We start from the raw sequence: 21,536 nt of genomic DNA on the forward strand, positions 1-21,536 counted from the left end.
GTGGGCGGCATCATACGGCATCGTCCGAAACACCGGTAATTAAAAATTTCCTTTAAACCAATCTTTTACCCGACTGATCATGCCCGGCCCTTGGGGCACGGGTAGTTCTGCCACTTCGCTAGAGCGATCTTCGCTCACCAGACCGCTACTGGATGCTGCCGTCGGTAGTGGCGCCGTCGACGCGCCTCCGAGCTGCTCCCCCTCCGCGGCATAATGCAACAGACCAATACTGGTGGCGAAAATCGGGTTTTGCAGGATGTCATCCATCCCGCGAACACCGTGCGGCATCGCGAGTCGAACCGGCATATGGAAGATCTCCTCCGCCAGTTCAACAACCCCTTCCATCTTCGCGGTGCCGCCGGTTAGTACGATGCCTGCAGCCACCAGATCTTCAAACCCACTGCGGCGTAGTTCCGCTTGCACGAGGGTAAAGAGTTCGTCGTAGCGCGGTTCCACCACCTCGGCCAAGGATTGGCGTGACAGATCGCGCGGTGGTCGGTCGCCCACGCTTGGGACCTTGATGGTCTCGTCAGCGCTGGCGAGCTGCGCAAGGGCGCAGGCATACTTAATTTTGAGTTGTTCTGCATGTTGCGTGGGAGTACGCAGTGCCATGGCAATATCACTGGTGACTTGGTCGCCAGCAATCGGTATCACCCCGGTGTGACGAATGGAACCGGCGGTAAAGACCGCGATATCCGTGGTGCCGCCGCCAATATCAACCATACAGACACCGAGATCTTTTTCATCTTCAGTGAGTACGGCGTAGCTGCTGGCCAGCTGTTCAAGCACAACCCCATCCACTTCTAAACCACAACGGCGTACACACTTCTCGATATTTTGAATCGCGTTGGTGGCGCCTGTGACTAAGTGGACTTTCGCTTCTAGGCGTACCCCTGACATACCCAGCGGCTCTTTGATGCCCTCTTGGTTGTCGATCAAGTATTCCTGCGGCAGGATGTGCAAAATTTTCTGATCGGCAGGGATCGCGACCGCACTGGCAGCATCGATCACGCGCTCTAGGTCATGTTCCGTCACTTCACGCTCGCGCACGGCCACAATGCCGTGGGAGTTCAAACTGCTAATGTGGCTGCCCGCAATCCCCACGGTAACGGAGTGGATCTTGCAACCGGCCATCAATTCAGCTTCTTCCACCGCACGCTGAATAGAGCTAACGGTGGATTCGATGTTGATCACAACGCCGCGTTTTAAACCACGGGAGGGGTGCGAACCGATACCCACCACCTCGAGCTGGCCATCTGGACGCACATCAGCCACTAGGCACACCACTTTGGAGGTGCCAATGTCTAACGCGACTATCATGTTGTGTTCATTTTCCATTATTTTGCTTCCTCGGCCAGCGCCTCTGTAGGCTCTGGCAACCAACTCACCGCTGCACCATTCGTGTAGCGAATATCAATCTGTTCAATCCTATCAGCCACCGCTACAAGCTCGGCCTTGTAGAGATAGATAAAACGCCGTAGCCGCTCTTTCGTGTCCTCTCGACCAACAATTACGCGGATACCATTATCTAACTTTACCTGCCACGCACCGCGCTTTTCTAACGACAAAGCGACCATTCTCAAGCCCGCATCCTGAAACAGCCGGCTTAAATCGTGGTACTGAGCCATCAACAACTGCGTCTCTGTAGCCGGCCCATCTAGCTGCGGCAATTCGCTGTACTGTTGCGGGTTATCGGGCCAGAAAATATCACCCTGATGGTTCAGCAACCCTTTACTACCCCAGCGCGCCACTGGGCGCTGCTCTTCAATTACCACCTCTATTGCTGGCGGCCAAACCCGACGAACCTGTGCTTGGCGCACCCAAGGATGCTCTTGAGCACGATCTTGGAGGGCGGCAATGTCCTGCTCAAGCAGAGGCGCAGAGATCACACCCGCAACGTTGCTAGCGAGCATTTGGCGATCTAAATACTGCGCATCCCCAATAACACGAACCTCGCGAATGGGCTGGTCCAAATAACTGCGCCCCGCATCGAAACAGATTCCTACTACCCCTGCAAAAAGCCAGAACCCCACCAGTACGGTTAGCGGGCGCCAATACCAATCGCCATCTGCAGTCGCTTGATCTTGGGATACGTGCGCCGACGGGATCGCATCCTGATCATAAACATTAAGCTTCTGCAGACTGGCACTCATGCACAGACACCATCCAAAATGGTAACCACCAGCTCTTCAAAGCTCATCCCAGCGCGCTCTGCCGCCATCGGCACTAAGCTGTGATCTGTCATGCCAGGCAAGGTGTTCACCTCAAGCAGATAAAACTCACCCGCTTGATCTTGCATCAGATCAACACGCCCCCAACCACGACAGCCAATGGCATCAAACGCATTGAGCGCAATATCTGCAAGCTCACTATTTTGTGCATCTGACAGCGCATTATCGAAGTAGTAGCCCGTATCATTGGCTTCATACTTGGCGTTGTAATCGTAAAAGTCATGCGGTGTTTCCAAGCGAATCGCCGGAAGCGTTTGGCCGTTTAATACTGCAACGGTGAACTCCACCCCTGTTACCCACTTTTCAGCAATAACGCTGGTATCGTACTGGGCAGCATCTTGCCATGCAGAAGTTAACTCAGCGAGGCTATTCACCTTGTGCATACCGATACTGGAGCCCTCGTGAGCAGGCTTCACCATCAACGGAAAACCAAGTTGATCAGCACACGGCGCCAAATCAGCTGCTGTTTTCAACACACAAAAGGGTGGTGTTGGCAGACCAGTACCGACAAATAGCTGCTTACTACGCAGCTTATCCATGCCTAAGGCTGAAGCCGATACACCACTACCCGTATAGGGACGCTTAAGCGTTTCTAGCAAACCTTGAATCGTGCCATCTTCACCGCCACGACCATGCAGTGCGAGGAAAGCACATTCGTAGTCTGCATCACATAGCTGGCGTACTGGATCCAAATCATCCGCATCACCACACAGGTCGATGCCGAATGCATCAACACCTGCTCGCTGCAGTGCCGCCAGCACAGCTGTACCACTTTTTAACGACACCGGGCGCTCAGCTGAGTTACCGCCATATACAACGGCTACCCGCCCAAAGCGCGCCAACTGCTCTTGAGATGCTTGATAACTCATTCTGCCGCCTCCGTGAGATCAAGGCCTGACAGGCGGTGGGCAAGTGCGGTGATATTTCCAGCTCCTTGGGTTAATAACAGGTCACCCGGCTGCAACATATTATGCAAAAGCGCTGTAACCTCTTCGGCATCTTTTACATAGACAGGATCAACGGATCCACGCTGTCGAATACTGCGGCACAGACTGCGACTATCGGCACCCGCGATTGGTTCCTCGCCAGCAGCATAAACTTCCATTAATAATAATGTGTCCACGCCGGAGAGAACTTGCACGAAGTCCTCGTAAAGATCACGAGTACGGGTGTAGCGATGCGGCTGATTAATCATCACTAAGCGCTTCTCTGGCCACCCTGCCTTAACCGCTTTGATCGTTGCTTCAACTTCACGCGGGTGGTGGCCATAATCATCCACCAGCATCACTTCTCCGCCAGGAACGGTTATCGACGGTAAGACTTGGAAGCGACGACCTACTCCTTGGAACTCTCGCAAGCCAGCACAAATCGCGTCATCTGCAATGCCTTCGTCCGTCGCAACAGCGATGGTAGCCAGCGCGTTGAGCACATTGTGTTCACCCGGCATGTTAACCACGATATCAAGCGGCTTGTGGCCATCCGGACGTATAGCTGTGAAGTGCGTATGCATACCCTGCTGGCGAATATTTTCAGCACGATAGTCGGCCCCTTCGTTGAGTCCGTACGTCACCACAGGCCGGCTGACCGCTGGCAGAATCTCACGCACAACCTCATCATCTGTACACAACACGGCGAGCCCGTAGAACGGTAGGTTGTGCAAGAAATCGATGAAGGTTTGCTTCAGTTTGTTGAAGTCGCCACCGTAGGTATCCATGTGGTCGGCATCAATGTTTGTGACAATGGCAACCATGGGTTGCAGATGCAAAAACGATGCATCACTCTCATCCGCCTCGGCGATGAGGTAGCGGCTGGCCCCCATACGCGCATTCGTACCCGCACTATTTAAACGGCCACCAATCACAAATGTTGGGTCTCGATCACCCTCGGCAAACACTGACGCAAGCAAGCTCGTTGTGGTGGTTTTTCCGTGTGTTCCCGCAACAGCAACGCCATGGCGATAACGCATCAGTTCTGCCAGCATCTCCGCACGACGCACCACCGGAGTACGTGCACTGCGCGCAGCACTCACTTCAGGGTTTTGATCATCAACAGCACTGGAGATCACCACAACATCAGCACCGCTCACATTATCTTCATGATGCCCAATAAAGACTTTGGCTCCCATCTTTTGAAGACGTTCAGTGGTTGCTGATGCTTTTATATCTGAGCCGGTAATCGCATAGCCTTGGTTGCACAGTACTTCCGCGATACCGCACATGCCGACACCGCCGATGCCAACAAAGTGGATCACTTTAATACGGCGCATCTCTGGCACTTCGTATACGGTGGGCCCTTTTGCTGTCTTTGTCATTTCATACTCTCCAGACAAACCGCAGCCACGGCAATCGCGGCATCTGTGCGTGCAACACTCTGGGCTTTTTCTCCCATCGTTTGCAGTGTTTCCCGGTCTGCTTCTGCTGTTAGTAGTTGTTTTATATCTTCTGTGTTGAGCTGTGCTTGCTGTTTTAGCCATGCACCACCCACTTCAACCAAATAGCGCGCGTTTGCTGTTTGGTGGTCATCCACGGCGTGGGGATAAGGCACCAGCAACGCTGGAACACCAGCAGCCGCTAACTCACTGACGGTTAATGCGCCTGCCCGGCAGATAACAAGATCAGCCCACCCGTAGGCTTGTGCCATATCATCAATGAACGCGGTAACCTCTGCGGTAACACCTCGCTGTTGGTAGGCGCTTTGCGTGCTCTCTAAGTCGTGGCGACCCGTCTGATGACGCACCACAGGGCGCTGTGTCTCGGGTAATTCGGCGATCGCATCAGGGATCAAGGTGTTCAGCGCTCGCGCACCTAAACTGCCACCTACAACCAACAAGCGCAGTGCGCCAGAACGCTCTGCGTAGCGCTCACGCACAGGTGGTAACGAAAGAATATCTTCACGGACAGGGTTGCCGATTCCAACGCGGCTATGACCGGCTGGGAAGGCACCACTAAAGGCTTCAAGCACTTGATGTGCGATTCGCGCTGATACTCGGTTAGTCAAACCTGCAACGGCATTCTGCTCATGAATAACCAAAGGAACGCCGCTCAGCTTAGCGGCCACAGCACCCGGCCCTGACGCAAAACCGCCCATGCCCAATACAACACTCGGCTTCACGTGACGTACAACCTTCCAAGCCTGATAAACCGCCTTGACTAGTTTAAAAGGTGCGAGCAGCAAGCTCAGCTTACCTTTTCCGCGCAAGCCCTGAACATCGATCGTATGCAGCTTAATACCGGCATCAGGCACAATACGCGCTTCGATACCTCGCTCAGTGCCAATCCAATGGATCTCGATTCCTTGCTTCTCCAACTCACGAGCCGTTGCCAGTGCTGGGAACACATGCCCACCTGTTCCGCCTGCCATGATGAGTGCTGTACGTTGCCCCATTCGCTATGGCTCCTTACCTGAGGCCGACGCATTTACCGAAAAACGCGACCTTTTAAGTTCATAATCAATACGCAACACAATGGCGATCATCGCGCTGCACACTAACAAGCTACTGCCGCCATAGCTGAGTAGCGGTGCAGTAAGTCCTTTGGTGGGTAATGCACCCACATTAACACCAATATTGATCAGCGCTTGGCCAGCAATAATGAGCCCAAAGCCATAGGCGACATAACCTTTAAAAAACTCGCTCTGTTTCTCAGCTTGGCGTCCGACTAAAAAGATGCGCGCTATCAATATGGCGTACAACACCACAACAAAAAGAGCACCTAGCAACCCAAGCTCTTCGGCCAATACTGAGTACACGAAATCAGTGTGAGCTTCCGGTAAGTAGAATAGCTTTTGAACGCTATTGCCAAGCCCGGTACCAAACCACTCACCACGACCAAAAGCGATTTGCGCTTGAGATAGCTGATACCCTGCACCGAAAGGATCTGCCCAAGGATCTTGGAATGATTTTAAACGCGCCAAACGATAAGGCTGCGCAATAGCCATGACCGCCACTAAGCCAACCGCGCCGATCAACACTGTTAGAAACTGGAACAAGCGCATACCACCTAGGAAGATCATTCCCATCACCGTGGCCATCAGAACCACTGCCGCACCGTAATCAGGCTCCAGCAATAGCAGGAAAACAAAAAATGCGAGCGGCAGCACAGGTTTTACAAACCCTTTCCAGCTACTACGTACCTCTGATAAGCGCCTAACAAGGTAACCTGATACATAGATCACCATGCAGAACTTCGCAACCTCAGAGGCTTGCAAGTTGATCGGCCCTAAACTGATCCAACGCTGGCTACCGTTAACCGCGCGTCCGATACCGGGAATAAGCACAATCACGAGTAGAATAGCGCCTAGCAAAAGCAGCCAAGGCCCATACTTTTCCCAAAAGCTAATTGGCAAACGCACCACAATCGCTGCCAATATGATGGCGAGCACAATGTAGATGCCGTGGCGTAACGAAAAGAAGAAAGCGCCGCCGAACTTCGCCGCCGCAACATCCATCGACGCCGATGTGATCATAATGAAACCTGTTAACACGAGCGCGATCGCTGCCCCCAATAACCAAGGGTCAAACGGGACTACACTGCGCTCTGGCAGCGCATACCAGCTTTTCAGACCGCGCGTCGCGTTCATAATGCCGCTACCGCCGCGACAAAGGCGTCACCGCGTGCGCCATAGCTCGTAAACATATCGAGGCTAGAACAAGCAGGCGAGAGCAAGACAACATCACCGGGCTCAGCCAACTGGCACGCTTGCGCTACGGCAGCTTCCAAAGACGCAACATGGCTCACGGGCTGACCGCTAAGGGCCGCCTCGATGCGCGTTGCATCTTTGCCAAGTAACAGGGTGTGGCCGACATAGCGCTGAATCGGCGCGAGCAACTCATCAAACTCAGCACCTTTGCCATCGCCACCAGCGATCAAAATAATGTTGTTGCCCGCCGGTAACTCTGGACCCAAGCCCGCTAGCGCTGCAACGGTGGCGCCGACATTGGTTCCCTTAGAGTCGTTGTAATAGGTCACACCCTCTTTTTCTGCAACCCATTGGCAGCGATGCTCTAAACCCGGGAAGACACGCAAGGTTGCTAGCATAGGCTCTAGTGGCAACCCCGCTAATTTACCTAGCGCCAATGCCGATAGCGCGTTAGACACATTGTGACGCCCCGGCATACGGATCTCAGCGACCCGCATCAGCTTGTCTGTACCCAAAGCTAACCACTCGCCATCATCTTCTATTAGACCAAACACCTGCGGCTCCGGCGTTCCTAGACGATACCCCCACAAGGGAACTCCCATAGGCAACAGCGGATGGGTAAGTATGTCATCGCGGTTTTCAACCGCGTTTTCACAGCCACGAAACACTCGATGCTTAGCTTGGTGATAAGCTTGCATACCGGAATAACGATCAAGATGATCTGGGCTCACATTCAAAACCGTCGCCACCTTCGCCCGCAGATCGTTGGTTGTTTCCAATTGAAAGCTGGAAAGTTCCAACACGCACAGGTCGATAGGCGAGCCATCTAGCATATCTAAAACCGGCGTACCTAAGTTTCCACCAACAGCCACGTTTAGGCCCGCCGCTTTTGCCATCTCCCCCACTAAGGTCGTGACAGTGCTTTTTGCATTGGATCCGGTGATTGCGACAATCGGTGCGTCCACCTGCTGACAGAATAGATCGATATCTCCGCTCAACTTCACGCCACGGGCAACAGCGCGCTGTATTGCAGGGTCCATTTGGCAAACGCCGGGGCTTAGCAGGATATGAGTGGCGCCCGCAAATGTCTGATCTGTTAGCGGTCCAAGGTGCAGAGCAACATTGGGGTAATCTGCACGCAACGCCTCAAGGTTAGGTGGTGCTTCGCGCGTATCCGCCAAAGCGAATGCTGCACCACGCTTTTGAAGATAGCGCGCGCAGGACAGCCCGGTTATCCCCAGACCAATCACCACATAGCGCGTATCCGATGCGATCAGACCCATATGATCTCCTAACGTACTTTCAGCGTAGCTAAACCAATCAACACCAAGACCACTGTAATAATCCAGAAGCGCACGATAACGCGTGGTTCCGGCCAGCCTTTTAACTCGAAGTGATGATGAATTGGTGCCATACGAAAGATTCTTCGCCCCGTGAGTTTGTACGATGCCACCTGTAAAATGACCGATACTGTCTCCATGACGAAGACACCCCCCATAATGACGAGTACCAGTTCCTGACGCACAATCACGGCCACAGTACCCAACGCTGCGCCCAATGCTAGCGCACCCACATCGCCCATAAAGACCTGAGCGGGATAGGTGTTAAACCATAGAAAGCCTAAACCTGCGCCGACAATAGCGCCGCAGAAAACAATCAGCTCGCCAGATCCGGCGATATAGGGAATATGCAGATAGTTGGCAAAATCCACACGCCCAGAAAGGTACGCAAAAACTGCTAAAGCACCTGCCACCATCACGGTGGGCATGATCGCCAGACCATCAAGACCATCGGTCAAGTTGACCGCGTTCGATGTCCCCACGATAACGAAATAGGTGAACACAATGTAAAAGATGCCAAGTTCAATCATGACATCCTTAAAGATCGGCACAATAAGTTGTGTTTCGGCAGGGCTTTGCGCCGTCACATACAGCACCGTTGCAGCACCGAAACCGCCCACAGACTGCCAAAAGTACTTCCACTTCGCTGGCAATCCGCGAGAGTTTTTCTCAACAACTTTACGCCAGTCATCAACCCAGCCAACGGCACCAAAGATAGTGGTCACAATCAAGACAACCCAAACGTACTTATTGCTAAGGTCTGCCCACAACAGCGTGCTAATTGCGATAGAGAGCAAGATCAACGCACCACCCATGGTAGGCGTACCCGATTTGCTCAAGTGAGATTGCGGGCCGTCATCACGGACTGACTGGCCTATCTGTTTCGTTTTCAGATAGTTGATCAATATAGGGCCGGCAAACAGCGATAATCCAAGCGCCGTTAGTACGCCCAAGATGCCGCGCAACGTAAGGTACTGGAAAACGGTAACAGCAGAGAAATACTGGGAAAAAAACTCCGATAAAATTAATAGCATCGGGGCTACACCTCCGCTCGCATGTTCACAACGACCTGCTCCATCGCTGCACTACGCGACCCCTTTACTAACACTGTCATATCTGAATGAGCCAACTGACTTAATTCCTCTACCAACTGTTCTTTGCCTGCAAAGTGCTTAGCACCTGAAGGTCTCTGTTCTTCGTAAGCCATCTTGGCGTGCACTGATAATTCACCGACAGTAAAAAGATGCTCAATACCTTGCTGCGCAGCGTATGCACCAACTTGCGCATGAAGTTGCGCCGCATCAGCACCGAGTTCGCCCATATCTCCGAGCACTAAGACACGCTCGCCCGGCAACTCTGTCAACATGCTAATTGCCGCTTTGACTGAACCTGGATTAGCGTTATAGGAGTCGTCCACCAAGCGGCAGCGGTTAACCCCTGTTTCTAAACGCATCCGCCCCGAAACCGGCTGAAATGCAGCTAGACCTCGCGCAACCGAGGTTAGGCTGCGCCCATCAGCCAGCGCCAGTGCCGCGGCGGCTAACGCGTTTGATACGTTGTGCCGCCCCATAATCTGTAACTCAACTGAAGCTTCACCCTGTGGCGCACAGAATACAAAGCGGTAACAACCATTCGCTGACAACTGCACATCACGCGCATGATAGGTTGCTTCCGTATCCTGCTGCGAGAAGGTAACCACTCTCTTTTGCCCCAAGCGAGTAAGCCAGTCTGCGTAATGAGGGTCATCAATATTGACCACACCAATCCCATCATCCGCGAGCCCATCGTAGATTTCGCCTTTCGCCGTCACCACGCCTTGCAAACTACCAAAACCCTCTAAATGAGCTCCCATGGCATTGTTAACCAGCGCGAGATGAGGCTTCGCTAAACCGACGCTATAAGCGATCTCGTTAGGGCCACTCGCGCCCATCTCAATAACGGCAAATTCATCTTTAGGTTGCAGTTCGAGCAGCGTCAGCGGCACACCGATCTCGTTATTCAGGTTCCCACGTGTTGCGAGCGTTTCACCTGATTCACGCATGACGGCCGCCAACATCTCTTTAACTGTCGTTTTTCCGCTACTACCAGTGATTGCATACAACCGACCGGAAAAAAGCTGACGATTATAAGCGCCCAGCGCGCCTAATGCGATACGTGCATCGTCTACTACGAGTTGCGGCACATCCAGTGGTAGCAAGCGCTCCACAACGAGCGCAACGGCCCCGTTAGCAACAGCTTGATCAGCAAAGTCATGCGCATCGAAACGCTCACCACGCAGCGCCACGAACAATGCTCCTTGCGGCAAAGATCGGGTGTCCGTGCTAACCGCGTTTACGCTAATATTTTCGCCCTCTAGCCGAGCAGAGAGCGGTGCGACTAGTTCACTTAACGAAAGCGATCGCATCATATGGCTGACCCTCCTTTGAGAAGTGCCAGAGCGACTTCCTGATCACTAAAATGGTGCTTAACACCCTGTATTTCTTGATAGTCTTCGTGCCCTTTACCGGCAATCAGAATAAAGTCGTCGGCACCCGCTTGCTCAATCGCCATCCCAATGGCAGCCGCTCGATCAACGTTATACTGAACTGACGCCAGATCGCTAAAGCCTGCGAGAATCATATCGATAATATCTTGAGGCACCTCAGAACGCGGATTGTCACTGGTAACAACAATACGATCTGCTAACGCTTCGGCGACTTTTGCCATATCCGCACGCTTACCGGTATCTCGGTCGCCGCCACAGCCAAACACGACCCACACGTTAGCACTGCAGTGAAAACGACTTGCTTGAAGCGCTTTCTCTAGAGCATCAGGGGTGTGAGCATAATCAACCAACACCGTAGGCTTTGCAGGTACAGATAGCAGCTCCATGCGCCCAGGTACCGCGTTCACTGTTGTAGCCGCTGCTGCCACTTGCTCTGCGGTATAACCCATGCCAAGCAGCATCGTGGTAACTAAGCTCAGGTTAGCGACATTAAAGCGCCCAATCACCGCGGAGGTAATCGCGACATTTTGATCGCCAAACTGGAGAGAGAACGATACGCCATCCGCATCAAGATGAACGTTTTCAACGCGGTAGTCCGCACCTGAATGCTCGCCTACACTCTTAACCACCAGCCCACGGGCACTTAAGTCACCGAGTAGCGTCAACCCGTACTCATCGTCCGTGTTAATCACTTTAACCGGCGCATCGTAATCCAAAAACAAGCGCGCTTTTGCGGCGCCGTATTCTGCCATGGTGCCGTGATAGTCTAAGTGGTCCCGGCTGAGATTGGTGAAGCCCACGGCATCAAACTGCACCCCAGCTACCCGAAATTGATCAAGTGCATGTGAACTGGCTTCCATCACCACCGCTTCTGCACCTTGCTCTAGATACTGCGCTAAACACTGATGCAAACTGATAACATCAGGCGTGGTGTGTGATGCGACCTCAAGCTGGCCAAGAAAACCGTTTCCGACGGTTCCCAGCACAGCGGTTTTAACTCCCAAGTTTGATAACACCTGCGCAGCAAAATGCGCACACGACGTTTTGCCGTTGGTCCCAGTGATCGCCAAAACGCGTAACTGTTCGCTTGGAGCACCTAGCATATCGCTCACCCAAGCGCCGGTAGCTTTGGCTAACTCATCAACAGTGAAGACCGGTATCGTCAGGGTTTCTGGCAGCGGCAAATTTGCGTTATCACTATCAATGACTGCTGCCACCGCGCCCTTTTCTTGCGCCGCAACGAGGTAGTCAATACCACGATGATTAACGCCATCTCGTGCCACAAAAAGCGCACCCGCACTGACCTTGCGGCTATCAATGGCGATACCCGTCACTTCAAGATCGGCATACGCTACTCCAATCTCGACGATACCGAGTTGAGTTAACGTCTTGGGGATAAAATTCAAACCTAATTTCCCGCTACTTGTTGCTGTTTACTTTCCGGCCACTTGTCAGGCGCAACATTTAAGATGCGAAGCGCATTAGCCGATACCCTCGAAAATACAGGCGCCGCCACTTCACCGCCGTAATACTCCTGGCCTTTCGGATTATCAACCATGACGACCACAACCAAGCGAGGATCAGACACCGGCACAATACCGGCGAAGAATGAGATATATTTATCGTCTGCATAGCCTGTGCTTAGTACTTTATGCACCGTGCCGGTCTTACCTGCCGAGCGATAACCATGCACAGCCGCTCGGCGGCCTGTGCCGCCTGGGCGGGTCACTGTTTCCATCATCTCAAGCACTGAGTCGGCAATATACTCAGGCATAACACGCCGGCCAGCAGGCATTTCGTATTGTTTTAACAGTGTGGCGGGCAAAGCCACACCGCCATTGGCCAGCGGTATATAAGCCTGCGCGAGCTGTAACGGTGTGACAGACAGACCGTAGCCGTACGACATCGTAGCGCGCTCCACAACGCGCTTCGCTGGATAAAACGGCAAACGCCCAGTTCGCTCCCCCGGAAACCCCGTCTCCGTCACCTGTCCCAAACCGATATTGTGTAACAAGTTGCGAACCGACTCAGGTTCCATGCTCAACGCAAGCTTACTCACGCCGATATTACTGGACTTGGTGATAATGCCAGTCAGATCTAGCTCGCCATAGTTACGGTGGTCGCGAATGGTACGCCCTTTGATGCGCATAAAACCGGGTGAAGTATCGACAATAGAATCCGCTTGATATTGGCCACTCATCATCGCTGCTGCGACAGTCAGCGGTTTCATTGTAGAGCCGGGCTCAAAGGTATCGGTCACGGCACGGTTACGCAGCCCATTCCCATCCACTTCACTGCGGTCATTTGGGTTGTAAGCAGGCTGATTCACCATCGCTAGTACTTCACCGGTGCGCGAATCTAGGATTACCGCAGAGCCCGAGTCTGCTTTGTGAGACGTGACAGCCGCTTTCAACTCGCGATAGGCCATGTACTGAATACGCAGATCAAGGCTGAGCTGCACATCCTTGCCCGGTTTCTCCGACTCGATCGATTTGATGTGCTTGATTGTGCGCCCAACGCGGTCCTGCATCACCAGCTTTCTGCCGGGCTCTCCCCGCAGCCAATCGTCAAAGGCCAGCTCCAACCCCTCTTGTCCGTTGCCATCAATACCTGTAAAGCCAACCACATGAGTCGCAACTTCACCCGCTGGGTAATAGCGCTTATATTCGCGATCAACATGCACACCGGGTACTTTTAGGTCACCAATCTGATCTGCAAGTTCAGGCGTTACTTGACGCTTTAAATAGATAAACCGCTTGTTGGCTTGCTTAGCCACCCGAAGCTTCTCTGCCAGATCAGCACGCGGCATATCCAAAAGCGTTGCTAAGTACTCTAGAGAGGGATGAAACGAGTCGGAACGAGCAGGATCGGCCCATATCGTCGCCACTGGCGCACTGACAGCCAGTGGCTCGCCATTACGATCACTCACAATACCGCGGTGCGCAGGAATTAACGTGGTGCGCAAGCTACGCGCATCCCCTTGGCGCTGCAAGAAATCTTGATCCAGCGTATAGAGCGATACGAGCTTCGTAACAATACCACCGCCCACGAGCACCAACAGCACAAAGACAAAACCCAAGCGCCAGCCACGCGCAGCCGCCGACAGGCGGATATCCTCTTGCTTAGCGCTCATATTGGACGATCTCGACATGATCTGGTGAGGGAGTCGCCATCTTTAACTGCTGAGTGGCTAGCTGCTCCACGCGGCTATTCGCGCCTAACGCGCTTTGTTCCAGCAATAACTGGCCCCACTCCACTTGAATTTCATCCCATTGCTGGATCAATTGTTGTTGATCATTAAAGAGGCGACGATACTCAAATGCGGAGTAGATCACACTAAGTGCACTAAACACCACCAGCACGGTTAACAACGCAGAGACAACCAATGGGCGCACCACGGCATCAGCAGGCAGTAAAGACTCCTTCACCTGCGCTTGTGTCTGTGGTTTAGGTTTGGATTGCGCGCTTCGTTCAGGCTTAATCCAAGCGCCTAATTTGTCTCCAATTGAAAGATCCATGTAGTGGCTACTTTAATTTGGTTGCAACACGCATAACGGCGCTACGCGACCGCGGATTATGATCAACTTCGCGCGCAGACGCTTTAGACATTTTGCCAACTGCCTTTAAACGCTTATTGAGCATATCGTCAGTAATTGGAATACCCGGCGGCAGATGCTCATCCCCTTTTACATACTTGCGGATAAAGCGTTTCACGATGCGGTCTTCTAACGAGTGGAAGCTGATAATCACCAAACGCCCACCCACCTTTAACGCTTCGAGCGAATGCTCTAGGCAGTCCTCAAGGTCTTGCAGCTCTCGGTTGATATGAATACGAATCGCCTGAAAAGCACGTGTTGCCGGGTGTTTACCTTTCTCCCACGCAGGGTTAGCGTCAGCAACAATCTTGGCGAGTTGAGCCGTTGTCGTGATGGGCGCTTCTTGGCGAGCGGCGACGATAGCTTTCGCCATTCGGCGGCCAAACTTATCCTCACCGTAGGTAAAGATCACATCAGCAATTTCTGCCTCAGAAGCATGAGCGAGCCATTGCGCGGCGCTCTCACCTTGAGTGTTGTCCATCCGCATATCGAGAGGGCCATCGGCCTGAAAGCTAAAGCCCCGCTCAGGGTCATCAAGCTGTGGAGAACTCACGCCAAGATCCAGCAAAATACCATCGACACTGCCAAATTTTCCGCGTGCTTGAGCAAACTCATCCAGTTGAGCAAACGAGCCGTGCGCGATCTCAAATCTTGGCTCGTTGGCGAACCTTTCTTGAGAATGAGCAATCGCTTCTGGGTCTTTATCGATCGCCATTAAACGCCCAGCGTCAGACAACTCATTCAAGATAAGTGATGAGTGCCCGCCACGGCCAAACGTGCCGTCAATATAAAAGCCATCTCGGTCCTCAACGAGCGCATTCACCGCTTCGTCCAAGAGCACAGTAATATGTTGATATGTTTCTTCTGTCACCAAAGTGGCTCCAATCTGTTTACAGCGAAAGCGTCGCTAACGCTTCAGGAATCGTGGTGCTGCCGACATCTTCTAAGTAGCTATCGCGAGTTGCATTCCATCGATCTTCATCCCACACCTCGAACTTACGGCCCTGCCCAAGTAAAATAATGCGCTTTTCAAGCCCCGCATATTCTCGAAGCGGAGCAGGCACAAGCACACGCCCGCTTTTATCCATATCAAGATCGGTTGCATGACCAACCAGCAAGCGCTGCAGGCGTCTTGTCATCGGATCGAAGCTAGGTAGCGCATCTATCTGGCGCTGAATCTTTTCCCATTCGTCGGTTGGGTAGAGCAATAAGCAGCGCTCCTCGGTATCGATGGTCATCACCAGGTGGCCAGCACATTGATCGGTAATCTGGTCACGATAACGTGCCGGGATCGCCATGCGCCCCTTTACATCAAGGTTGACCTGATTTACGCCCCGAAACATGAATCACCACTCGCTCGCCACTCGACGACCAAAATTAGACACAAAAACCCACAATTCCCCACTACGACACACTATAGAAACTAACCCTATCTAATGCAAGGCGATACCTAGCGCAAAACCAACGATTACGCGACCTGCAAAGAAGCTCGGATAGAAAAGTTCTTGTGAGTTCAACGCATTAGGGAAATGCTAGGAGAGCACGAGATCCAAAAACAAAGCGGGGATTTTTTTCAGCGTATTGATGAGCCCAACACCGATATAGAGAAAGCGGCGCAGCTGCACGATTACAACTGCGCTTTGACAGGCGCGAACGCCCAATAGTTAGTGCTTAGGGCGCCCAATCGCGATAGAGATAACCGCAACAACAGCCAGCGCCGCGCAGTAGTAGATCGAACCCACCAGCGCAAGCGGAGAGAGCTTAGCGATAGACGCTGCAAGCAATACCTGAGCACCGTAGGGAATAAAACCCTGCACAACACAGGCAAAGATATCCATCAAACTCGCACTGCGACGAGGATCAACCCCGTAACGCTGTGCTAGATTCTTCGCAACATGCCCCGTGAGCACGATCGTAACAGTATTGTTTGCCGTAGCTAAGTTGGTTAAGCCAACAACCGAGGCGATACCTAGCTCGCCAGCTGCAGCCGGTCGGCGCCGCGCAGGCACCAGACGCTCAACAAGCTCGCAGATATACTCTAAACCGCCACGCGCTTGCACCAAAGCACCCAGCCCCCCAATAAACATAGAGAGAATCATGATCTCCTGCATGTTCGTAAAGCCTGCGTAGGCATCCTTGGAAAGCACCGCAAAACTGTAATCAGGGACCAGTAAAAAGCCTGTAAAGCCTGCTGCCAAAATACCAATAAACAACACAACCAGAACATTGACACCAGCCAGCGCCAAACCAAACACCAACAAATAAGGCAGCGCCAAGAAGCCATTTGTAAGCTCCGGAACCTCAACTGATTCGGCATCACCAGCCACCACTAATAGAGCGACCGTGATCAGTGCTGCGGGAAGCGCCAGCTTGAAGTTTAGTTTGAACTTATCGCGCATTTCGCAGCCCTGTGTCCGCGTTGCTGCGATAGTAGTATCGGAGATGATCGATAAGTTATCCCCGAACATAGCACCACCAATCACCGCCCCCATCACGATCGGCAAATCCAAACCCGCTGCCTCAGCAACACCCAGCGCAATCGGCGCAACCGCCGCGATTGTACCCATCGAGGTACCCATTGCCGTTGCTATGCCCGCACTGACAATAAACAACCCTGGCAGCACCGCCCACTCAGGAACAACAGACAACCCTAGCGCCACAGCTGCATCAACACCGCCAATAGCTTTGGTCACGCTCGCAAAGGCACCGGCCAACAAGTAGACAAGTACCATGGTGATAATGGTGTTGTGACCCATCCCTTGAACAAAGTCATCCAACCGGCGTGTCAAACTACCTTCTGCCAATAACACCGCCAATGCGATCGCGGGAATAATCGCCACGGGTGCCGAGATTTGATAAAAAGCAAACTCGACGCCTTGGTTTTGGTAGTACAGCCCACTACCAACAAACATCGCCAAAAAAAGCCCTAACGGCAACAGCGCCACAGGTGAAGATCTCATTACATAACCTCTTAGTACTCAGAAACCGCGCAAAACGCAGTCGATAATTATACCAAAGTCTAACTACGTAAAAAGAGACCAGCACAGGAACGTTTATTCCATTTAAGAATAAAGCAATACAAAAACTTTAAGGACACCAATGCTCAGCACTCAATAAGGCAAAAATGCTATTTAAGAGGGGGGGGGAATAAAAAGAGCAAATCGAAGCGTTTGAAGAAAACCTGAGTCCGCCTATAAGCCGGGTTCTGTAATAGACAGCCATTCATCTAGGGCGCACATCGCTATGCACCTCCAGCGACCTACCCGGATCCAGTGCGGGTCACACCTAGCGGATCCCTATTTGGTCTTGCTCCCAGTGGGGTTTACCATGCCGTGGAATGTTGCCACCCACGCGGTGCGCTCTTACCGCACCCTTTCACCCTTACCGTCATCTTGCGATGCTTAGGCGGTCTACTCTCTGCTGCACTTTCCGTCGACTCACGCCGCCCAGACGTTATCTGGCACCTTACCCTGTGGAGCCCGGACTTTCCTCCCTTCCACAAATGTGGAACAGCGACTGTCCGGCGGACTCAGGGCGCAAAGAATACCAGCATATAGCGACAGCGCAACTTATTTACGCTCAAGCGCCACTTGGTACAGTTTGTTTTTCTTGTAACCTGTAATTTTTGCAGCCAGTGCAGCCGCCTGCTTAACGGGCAGCTCCTCCAGTAGCACATCAAGCGTTTTCAACGCGGCCGCATCCATATCCTCACTTACCTGCGCTTGAACACCCTGCACCAACACGACAAACTCACCTTTCTGCTGATTTGGATCTGCTTCAACAAAAGCGATCAGCTCTTGCAATGCTGCGCCATGAATAGTCTCAAAGGTTTTAGTGAGCTCTCTGGCAATCACCACATATCGGTCGGCACCCAACACCTGTTGCATGTCGCTCAGTGATTCCACAATGCGGTGGGTTGATTCATAGAACACCACCGTTCGGGACTCATCGACAAACTGCTCAAGAAACTGTTGGCGATTGCTCTTCTTAGCCGGCAAAAAGCCTTCAAAGATAAAGCGGTCGGTCGGCACGCCCGCAGCGCACATCGCAGCGATAACCGCGCTGCATCCCGGCACAGGAACCACTTTAAAACCCGCCTCCCGAACGGCGCGCACAACGATAAAACCTGGATCGGAAATAAGCGGCGTACCAGCATCCGAGATTAACGCAACACTCTCTCCGGCAGCCAGCTTATCGATAATCGTTTGCTGGCGCTGGCGTTCATTGTGATCATGCACTGATATCATCGGAGTTTTAATGTTAAAGTGCGCCATTAAACGGCTACTATGGCGCGTATCTTCCGCCGCGATAAGAGCAACGGACTGCAAAACCTCCACCGCTCTGGGTGACATATCATTTAAGTTTCCGATTGGTGTCGCCACAACAAAAAGAGATGCGTCCGCCATTTTAATTCCATCCATATTCAGGGTGCTAAAGTATATGACGAATGTGAAACGCCTGTCTCTCACTGTTGTAGTTTCAAGCTTGTTTGCTGGCTGCGCCGCGCCGCCAACCACCTCGCCCACTGTTTCACAAAGCAGCGCAATCGAAATAGCGGACTACGATAGCGAAGTGCAAGCCCTGCTGCGCCGCGCTGATATCGAGCAACCGATCGCAGCCGCTGAATTAAAACTACGCGCAGCAGAGCGTTTAGTTACACAAGGCCAGCCAGAACAAGCAGCCAAGGTACTGGCAGATGTTGATACATCTAACCTGCCGCCAAAGTTGCGCTTTGACATCATTCGTATTCAAACCGAGCAAGCACTGAATAATCAGCAAGGCGAGCAAGCCTTGAGCTATTTGGCGTATATGCCCTCGCTTAGCACCCTTCCACCGGAAGACCTTGCGATTTCAGAACAGCTCTATATCGATGCGTACCAACTCAGTGGGCAAGCGCTTGAGCAAGCCCATATCCTCATCGATAGCACACAATATATCCAAGATGAGGCGCAACTGCGTGATCTGCACGAAAAGGTCTGGATCGCACTGCAACAAGTGGATGACGCCGCGCTTTTCGCAGCAATACAACAACCAAATAACGACTATGTTTTCCAAGGCTGGCTTGAGCTCGCGGCCGCCACACGTGCAAACAGCGGCAGTGATATGGACAGCTGGCTGGCCATATGGGAGGCTCACCCTGCAGCGCTTTTCCTGCCCTCACCCCTACTTGATAGCTCTACACCACGCGCAGGCGGAGATGCCATCGCAGCCAATCGCATAGGCGTGCTGCTGCCACAAAGCGGCAGACTCGCACAGGCAGCTAATGCAATTAAGCAGGGAATCATTACCGCACACCAAGCAGCCCAACAAAATGGTTTTGCTCCGGAGCTCGCCTTTATCGACAGCAGCACACTGAGCACGCCGCAAGCGATCTTCGACGCAGCAGCCCAGTACAATGTTGACATGCTGATTGGGCCGCTCGATAAGAGCAAAGTGGCCGAGCTCAGCCAAATGGACCAGCTACCACTCCCTGTGCTTGCTCTAAACTACGCGGATAACGGCGCATACAACCTCTATCAGTACGGCCTATCCGCCGAAGATGAAGCCAAACAAGCAGCAATTAAAGCCATTAATGATGGAAAGCGAATCGCCCTAGTACTCACACCTGATACCGATTGGGGACAGCGCTCACAACAGGCTTTTATTCAGCAGTTTACTGAACTTGGCGGGCAGGTCGCTGATGCTGCTAGCTTTACCGCAGCTAACCTTAACCAGACCATCGCCACCCTTTTACAAGCGGATCAGAGCCAAGCACGCGCCAAAAAGCTGCGCAAGATTACGGGCTTAAAGTTCGAGTTTGAAGAGCGTAGTCGCCAAGACGCCGATGTACTTCTGCTCGCAGCAAGAGCACAAGACGCGCGCTTAATTAAACCGGTCATGGCCTACTACTTTGCTGGCAAGTTACCGGTATATGCGACCTCTCAGATCTACGGCGGCACACCAAATTCACAGCGCGATGTTGACCTGAACGGCATCACGTTTGGTGAGATGCCGTGGGTAATGCTACCGCCAAGCACCATTCATCAGCAGATCGCGGCGCAACACAGCAATGCGAACTCGCGTTTCGGGCGCCTCTATGCGATGGGAGTTGATGCTTTCAATTTGCACCCCTATTTGCAGCAGCTTAGCAACGAACCGAATAGCGAACTGCCTGGCGAAACCGGCACGCTATCGGTTAATCCTCAAAACCAAGTATCACGCAAGCTGGTGTGGGCCACCTTCAATCAAGGCGTACCTCAACTACCAAGCAGCAGCGATGCGCCAACTAATCTAGAGTAACCATGAATCAGGGACGACCAAACGGCAAGGATGCCGAGAATCATGCAGCAGCATGGCTGGCCGAGCGAAATATCATCATTTGTCACCGTAACTACCACTGCAGATACGGAGAGATAGATCTCATTGGCCTTGATGCAGACACGCTTGTTTTTTTTGAGGTTCGCTATCGGAGCAATCAACGCTACGGTGGCGCGGCAGCATCGGTTAACTATGCTAAACAAGCTAAACTTATCAAAGCTGCATCGCTTTACCTTGCCGCATCGCCGCAATACGCGAACCATGTGTGCCGGTTTGACGTAATTGCCTATGAAACCCCTGAACTGAGTCAGCCATTGTGGTATAAAGACGCCTTTAGAATATGACGCTGGATCACGCCTGAATGGAACTAGAAGACAGAATTATTAACCTGTTCCACAACTCGATGGACACCAATGCCCACACCATCGAGCAATACACTCCTCTGATTGCTCATGCGAGTGAGCTGATGCTCGCGACGCTTGCATCTGAGCTCAAAATTCTGTGTATCGGTAATGGCGGTAGCGCTGCTCTCGCGCAACACTTCAGCGCACTTCTTCTCAGCCGCTTTCGCAACGAGCGCCCAGGCCTCCCCGCTCTCGCACTCGGTGCCGATAGCGCAGCACTGACAGGCGTTGCAGAGGAAAGCAGCTTCAGCGATGTGTACTCAAAACAAGTACGCGCATTAGGGCAGCCTGGCGACATCTTGCTTGTTGTCTCTAGCCAAGGAAAATCGAATAGCCTCGTTCAAGCGGTTCAGGCAGCTCACGATCGAGAGATGTCGGTGATTGCAATAACCGGCGGAGATGCGTCAAATATCTCCGCACTTTTGCGCCCTGATGAGGTCGAAATTAGCGTTCCATCAGAAGACAACGCAATGATCTATGGCGCTCACGTGCTCATTCTTCACTGTTTGTGTGACCTTATTGAATTCCAACTCTTTGGAGCTTAG

At 52.6% G+C, this 21,536-nt stretch carries 19 protein-coding genes and 1 other RNA gene; 3 read left to right on the top strand and 17 right to left on the bottom strand.

Going from position 1 to position 21,536, the window contains the following annotated elements:
- Positions 1-39: 39 nt before the first annotated feature.
- The 17 genes from ftsA to rsmI form a co-directional block, all read right to left on the bottom strand.
- Positions 40-1,338, bottom strand: a complete 1,299-nt coding sequence (gene ftsA, locus E4L36_RS07350; RefSeq protein ID WP_136680092.1) for a cell division protein FtsA — start codon at positions 1,336-1,338, stop codon at positions 40-42.
- The gene (locus E4L36_RS07355; RefSeq protein WP_136680093.1) at positions 1,338-2,153 is read right to left on the bottom strand and encodes a cell division protein FtsQ/DivIB; all 816 of its coding nucleotides are present in this window, start codon (positions 2,151-2,153) and stop codon (positions 1,338-1,340) included. The genes ftsA and E4L36_RS07355 overlap by 1 nt, the downstream gene beginning before the upstream one ends.
- Positions 2,150-3,100, bottom strand: coding sequence for a D-alanine--D-alanine ligase (locus E4L36_RS07360; RefSeq protein ID WP_136680094.1), 951 nt, complete (start codon positions 3,098-3,100; stop codon positions 2,150-2,152). Before E4L36_RS07360 ends, E4L36_RS07355 begins: the two co-directional genes overlap by 4 nt.
- Entirely contained in the window at positions 3,097-4,542 is a 1,446-nt protein-coding gene (gene murC / locus E4L36_RS07365) for a UDP-N-acetylmuramate--L-alanine ligase (protein ID WP_136680095.1), read from the bottom strand. The genes E4L36_RS07360 and murC overlap by 4 nt, the downstream gene beginning before the upstream one ends.
- A complete protein-coding gene (gene murG, locus E4L36_RS07370; RefSeq protein WP_136680096.1) occupies positions 4,539-5,615 on the bottom strand; it encodes an undecaprenyldiphospho-muramoylpentapeptide beta-N-acetylglucosaminyltransferase in 1,077 nt (358 codons plus the stop codon). Before murG ends, murC begins: the two co-directional genes overlap by 4 nt.
- A 3-nt stretch (positions 5,616-5,618) precedes the next feature.
- Complete coding sequence (gene ftsW, locus E4L36_RS07375; protein WP_136680097.1) at positions 5,619-6,809, bottom strand: putative lipid II flippase FtsW; 1,191 nt, start codon at positions 6,807-6,809, stop codon at positions 5,619-5,621.
- Positions 6,806-8,152 carry a UDP-N-acetylmuramoyl-L-alanine--D-glutamate ligase gene (gene murD, locus E4L36_RS07380; RefSeq protein ID WP_136680098.1) on the bottom strand — a complete coding sequence of 449 codons (1,347 nt, stop codon included), beginning with the start codon at positions 8,150-8,152 and terminating at the stop codon, positions 6,806-6,808. Before murD ends, ftsW begins: the two co-directional genes overlap by 4 nt.
- Before the next feature lie 8 nt (positions 8,153-8,160).
- Positions 8,161-9,243 (bottom strand): phospho-N-acetylmuramoyl-pentapeptide-transferase, encoded by a 1,083-nt coding sequence (gene mraY / locus E4L36_RS07385; protein ID WP_136680099.1) that lies wholly within the window; start codon positions 9,241-9,243, stop codon positions 8,161-8,163.
- 5 nt (positions 9,244-9,248) lie between these two features.
- Positions 9,249-10,616, bottom strand: a complete 1,368-nt coding sequence (gene murF, locus E4L36_RS07390) for a UDP-N-acetylmuramoyl-tripeptide--D-alanyl-D-alanine ligase (RefSeq protein ID WP_136680100.1) — start codon at positions 10,614-10,616, stop codon at positions 9,249-9,251.
- Positions 10,613-12,100 (bottom strand): UDP-N-acetylmuramoyl-L-alanyl-D-glutamate--2,6-diaminopimelate ligase, encoded by a 1,488-nt coding sequence (locus tag E4L36_RS07395; RefSeq protein WP_136680101.1) that lies wholly within the window; start codon positions 12,098-12,100, stop codon positions 10,613-10,615. The genes murF and E4L36_RS07395 overlap by 4 nt, the downstream gene beginning before the upstream one ends.
- Positions 12,101-12,102: 2 nt before the next feature.
- Entirely contained in the window at positions 12,103-13,827 is a 1,725-nt protein-coding gene (locus E4L36_RS07400) for a penicillin-binding transpeptidase domain-containing protein (protein ID WP_136680102.1), read from the bottom strand.
- The gene (gene ftsL, locus E4L36_RS07405) at positions 13,817-14,212 is read right to left on the bottom strand and encodes a cell division protein FtsL (protein ID WP_136680103.1); all 396 of its coding nucleotides are present in this window, start codon (positions 14,210-14,212) and stop codon (positions 13,817-13,819) included. Before ftsL ends, E4L36_RS07400 begins: the two co-directional genes overlap by 11 nt.
- A 7-nt stretch (positions 14,213-14,219) precedes the next feature.
- Positions 14,220-15,161: a 16S rRNA (cytosine(1402)-N(4))-methyltransferase RsmH gene (rsmH, locus tag E4L36_RS07410; RefSeq protein WP_136680104.1), complete on the bottom strand. Its 942-nt coding sequence runs from the start codon at positions 15,159-15,161 to the stop codon at positions 14,220-14,222.
- A gap of 19 nt (positions 15,162-15,180) precedes the next feature.
- Positions 15,181-15,633, bottom strand: coding sequence for a division/cell wall cluster transcriptional repressor MraZ (gene mraZ / locus E4L36_RS07415; protein ID WP_136680105.1), 453 nt, complete (start codon positions 15,631-15,633; stop codon positions 15,181-15,183).
- 321 nt (positions 15,634-15,954) lie between these two features.
- Positions 15,955-17,250: a Na+/H+ antiporter NhaC family protein gene (locus E4L36_RS07420; RefSeq protein ID WP_136680106.1), complete on the bottom strand. Its 1,296-nt coding sequence runs from the start codon at positions 17,248-17,250 to the stop codon at positions 15,955-15,957.
- A 218-nt stretch (positions 17,251-17,468) separates the two neighbouring features.
- Positions 17,469-17,822: RNase P RNA component class A (rnpB, locus tag E4L36_RS07425), an RNA gene on the bottom strand.
- 37 nt (positions 17,823-17,859) lie between these two features.
- Positions 17,860-18,696, bottom strand: coding sequence for a 16S rRNA (cytidine(1402)-2'-O)-methyltransferase (rsmI, locus tag E4L36_RS07430; RefSeq protein WP_136680468.1), 837 nt, complete (start codon positions 18,694-18,696; stop codon positions 17,860-17,862).
- Positions 18,697-18,730: 34 nt separating this feature from the next.
- Here rsmI and E4L36_RS07435 point away from each other — a divergent pair, with 34 nt between their 5' ends.
- Genes E4L36_RS07435 through E4L36_RS07445 form a run of 3 tightly spaced genes read left to right on the top strand, consistent with a single transcriptional unit; the run spans position 18,731 to position 21,536 of the window.
- On the top strand, positions 18,731-20,569 hold the full coding sequence (locus E4L36_RS07435) for a penicillin-binding protein activator (protein WP_136680107.1): 1,839 nt from the start codon (positions 18,731-18,733) through the stop codon (positions 20,567-20,569).
- A gap of 2 nt (positions 20,570-20,571) precedes the next feature.
- Positions 20,572-20,931: a YraN family protein gene (locus E4L36_RS07440; RefSeq protein ID WP_127694666.1), complete on the top strand. Its 360-nt coding sequence runs from the start codon at positions 20,572-20,574 to the stop codon at positions 20,929-20,931.
- A 17-nt stretch (positions 20,932-20,948) separates the two neighbouring features.
- Complete coding sequence (locus E4L36_RS07445) at positions 20,949-21,536, top strand: SIS domain-containing protein (RefSeq protein WP_127694665.1); 588 nt, start codon at positions 20,949-20,951, stop codon at positions 21,534-21,536.

The sequence above is a fragment of the Neptunomonas sp. XY-337 genome (assembly GCF_004959845.1).
Taxonomy (GTDB): domain Bacteria; phylum Pseudomonadota; class Gammaproteobacteria; order Pseudomonadales; family Balneatricaceae; genus Neptunomonas; species Neptunomonas marina.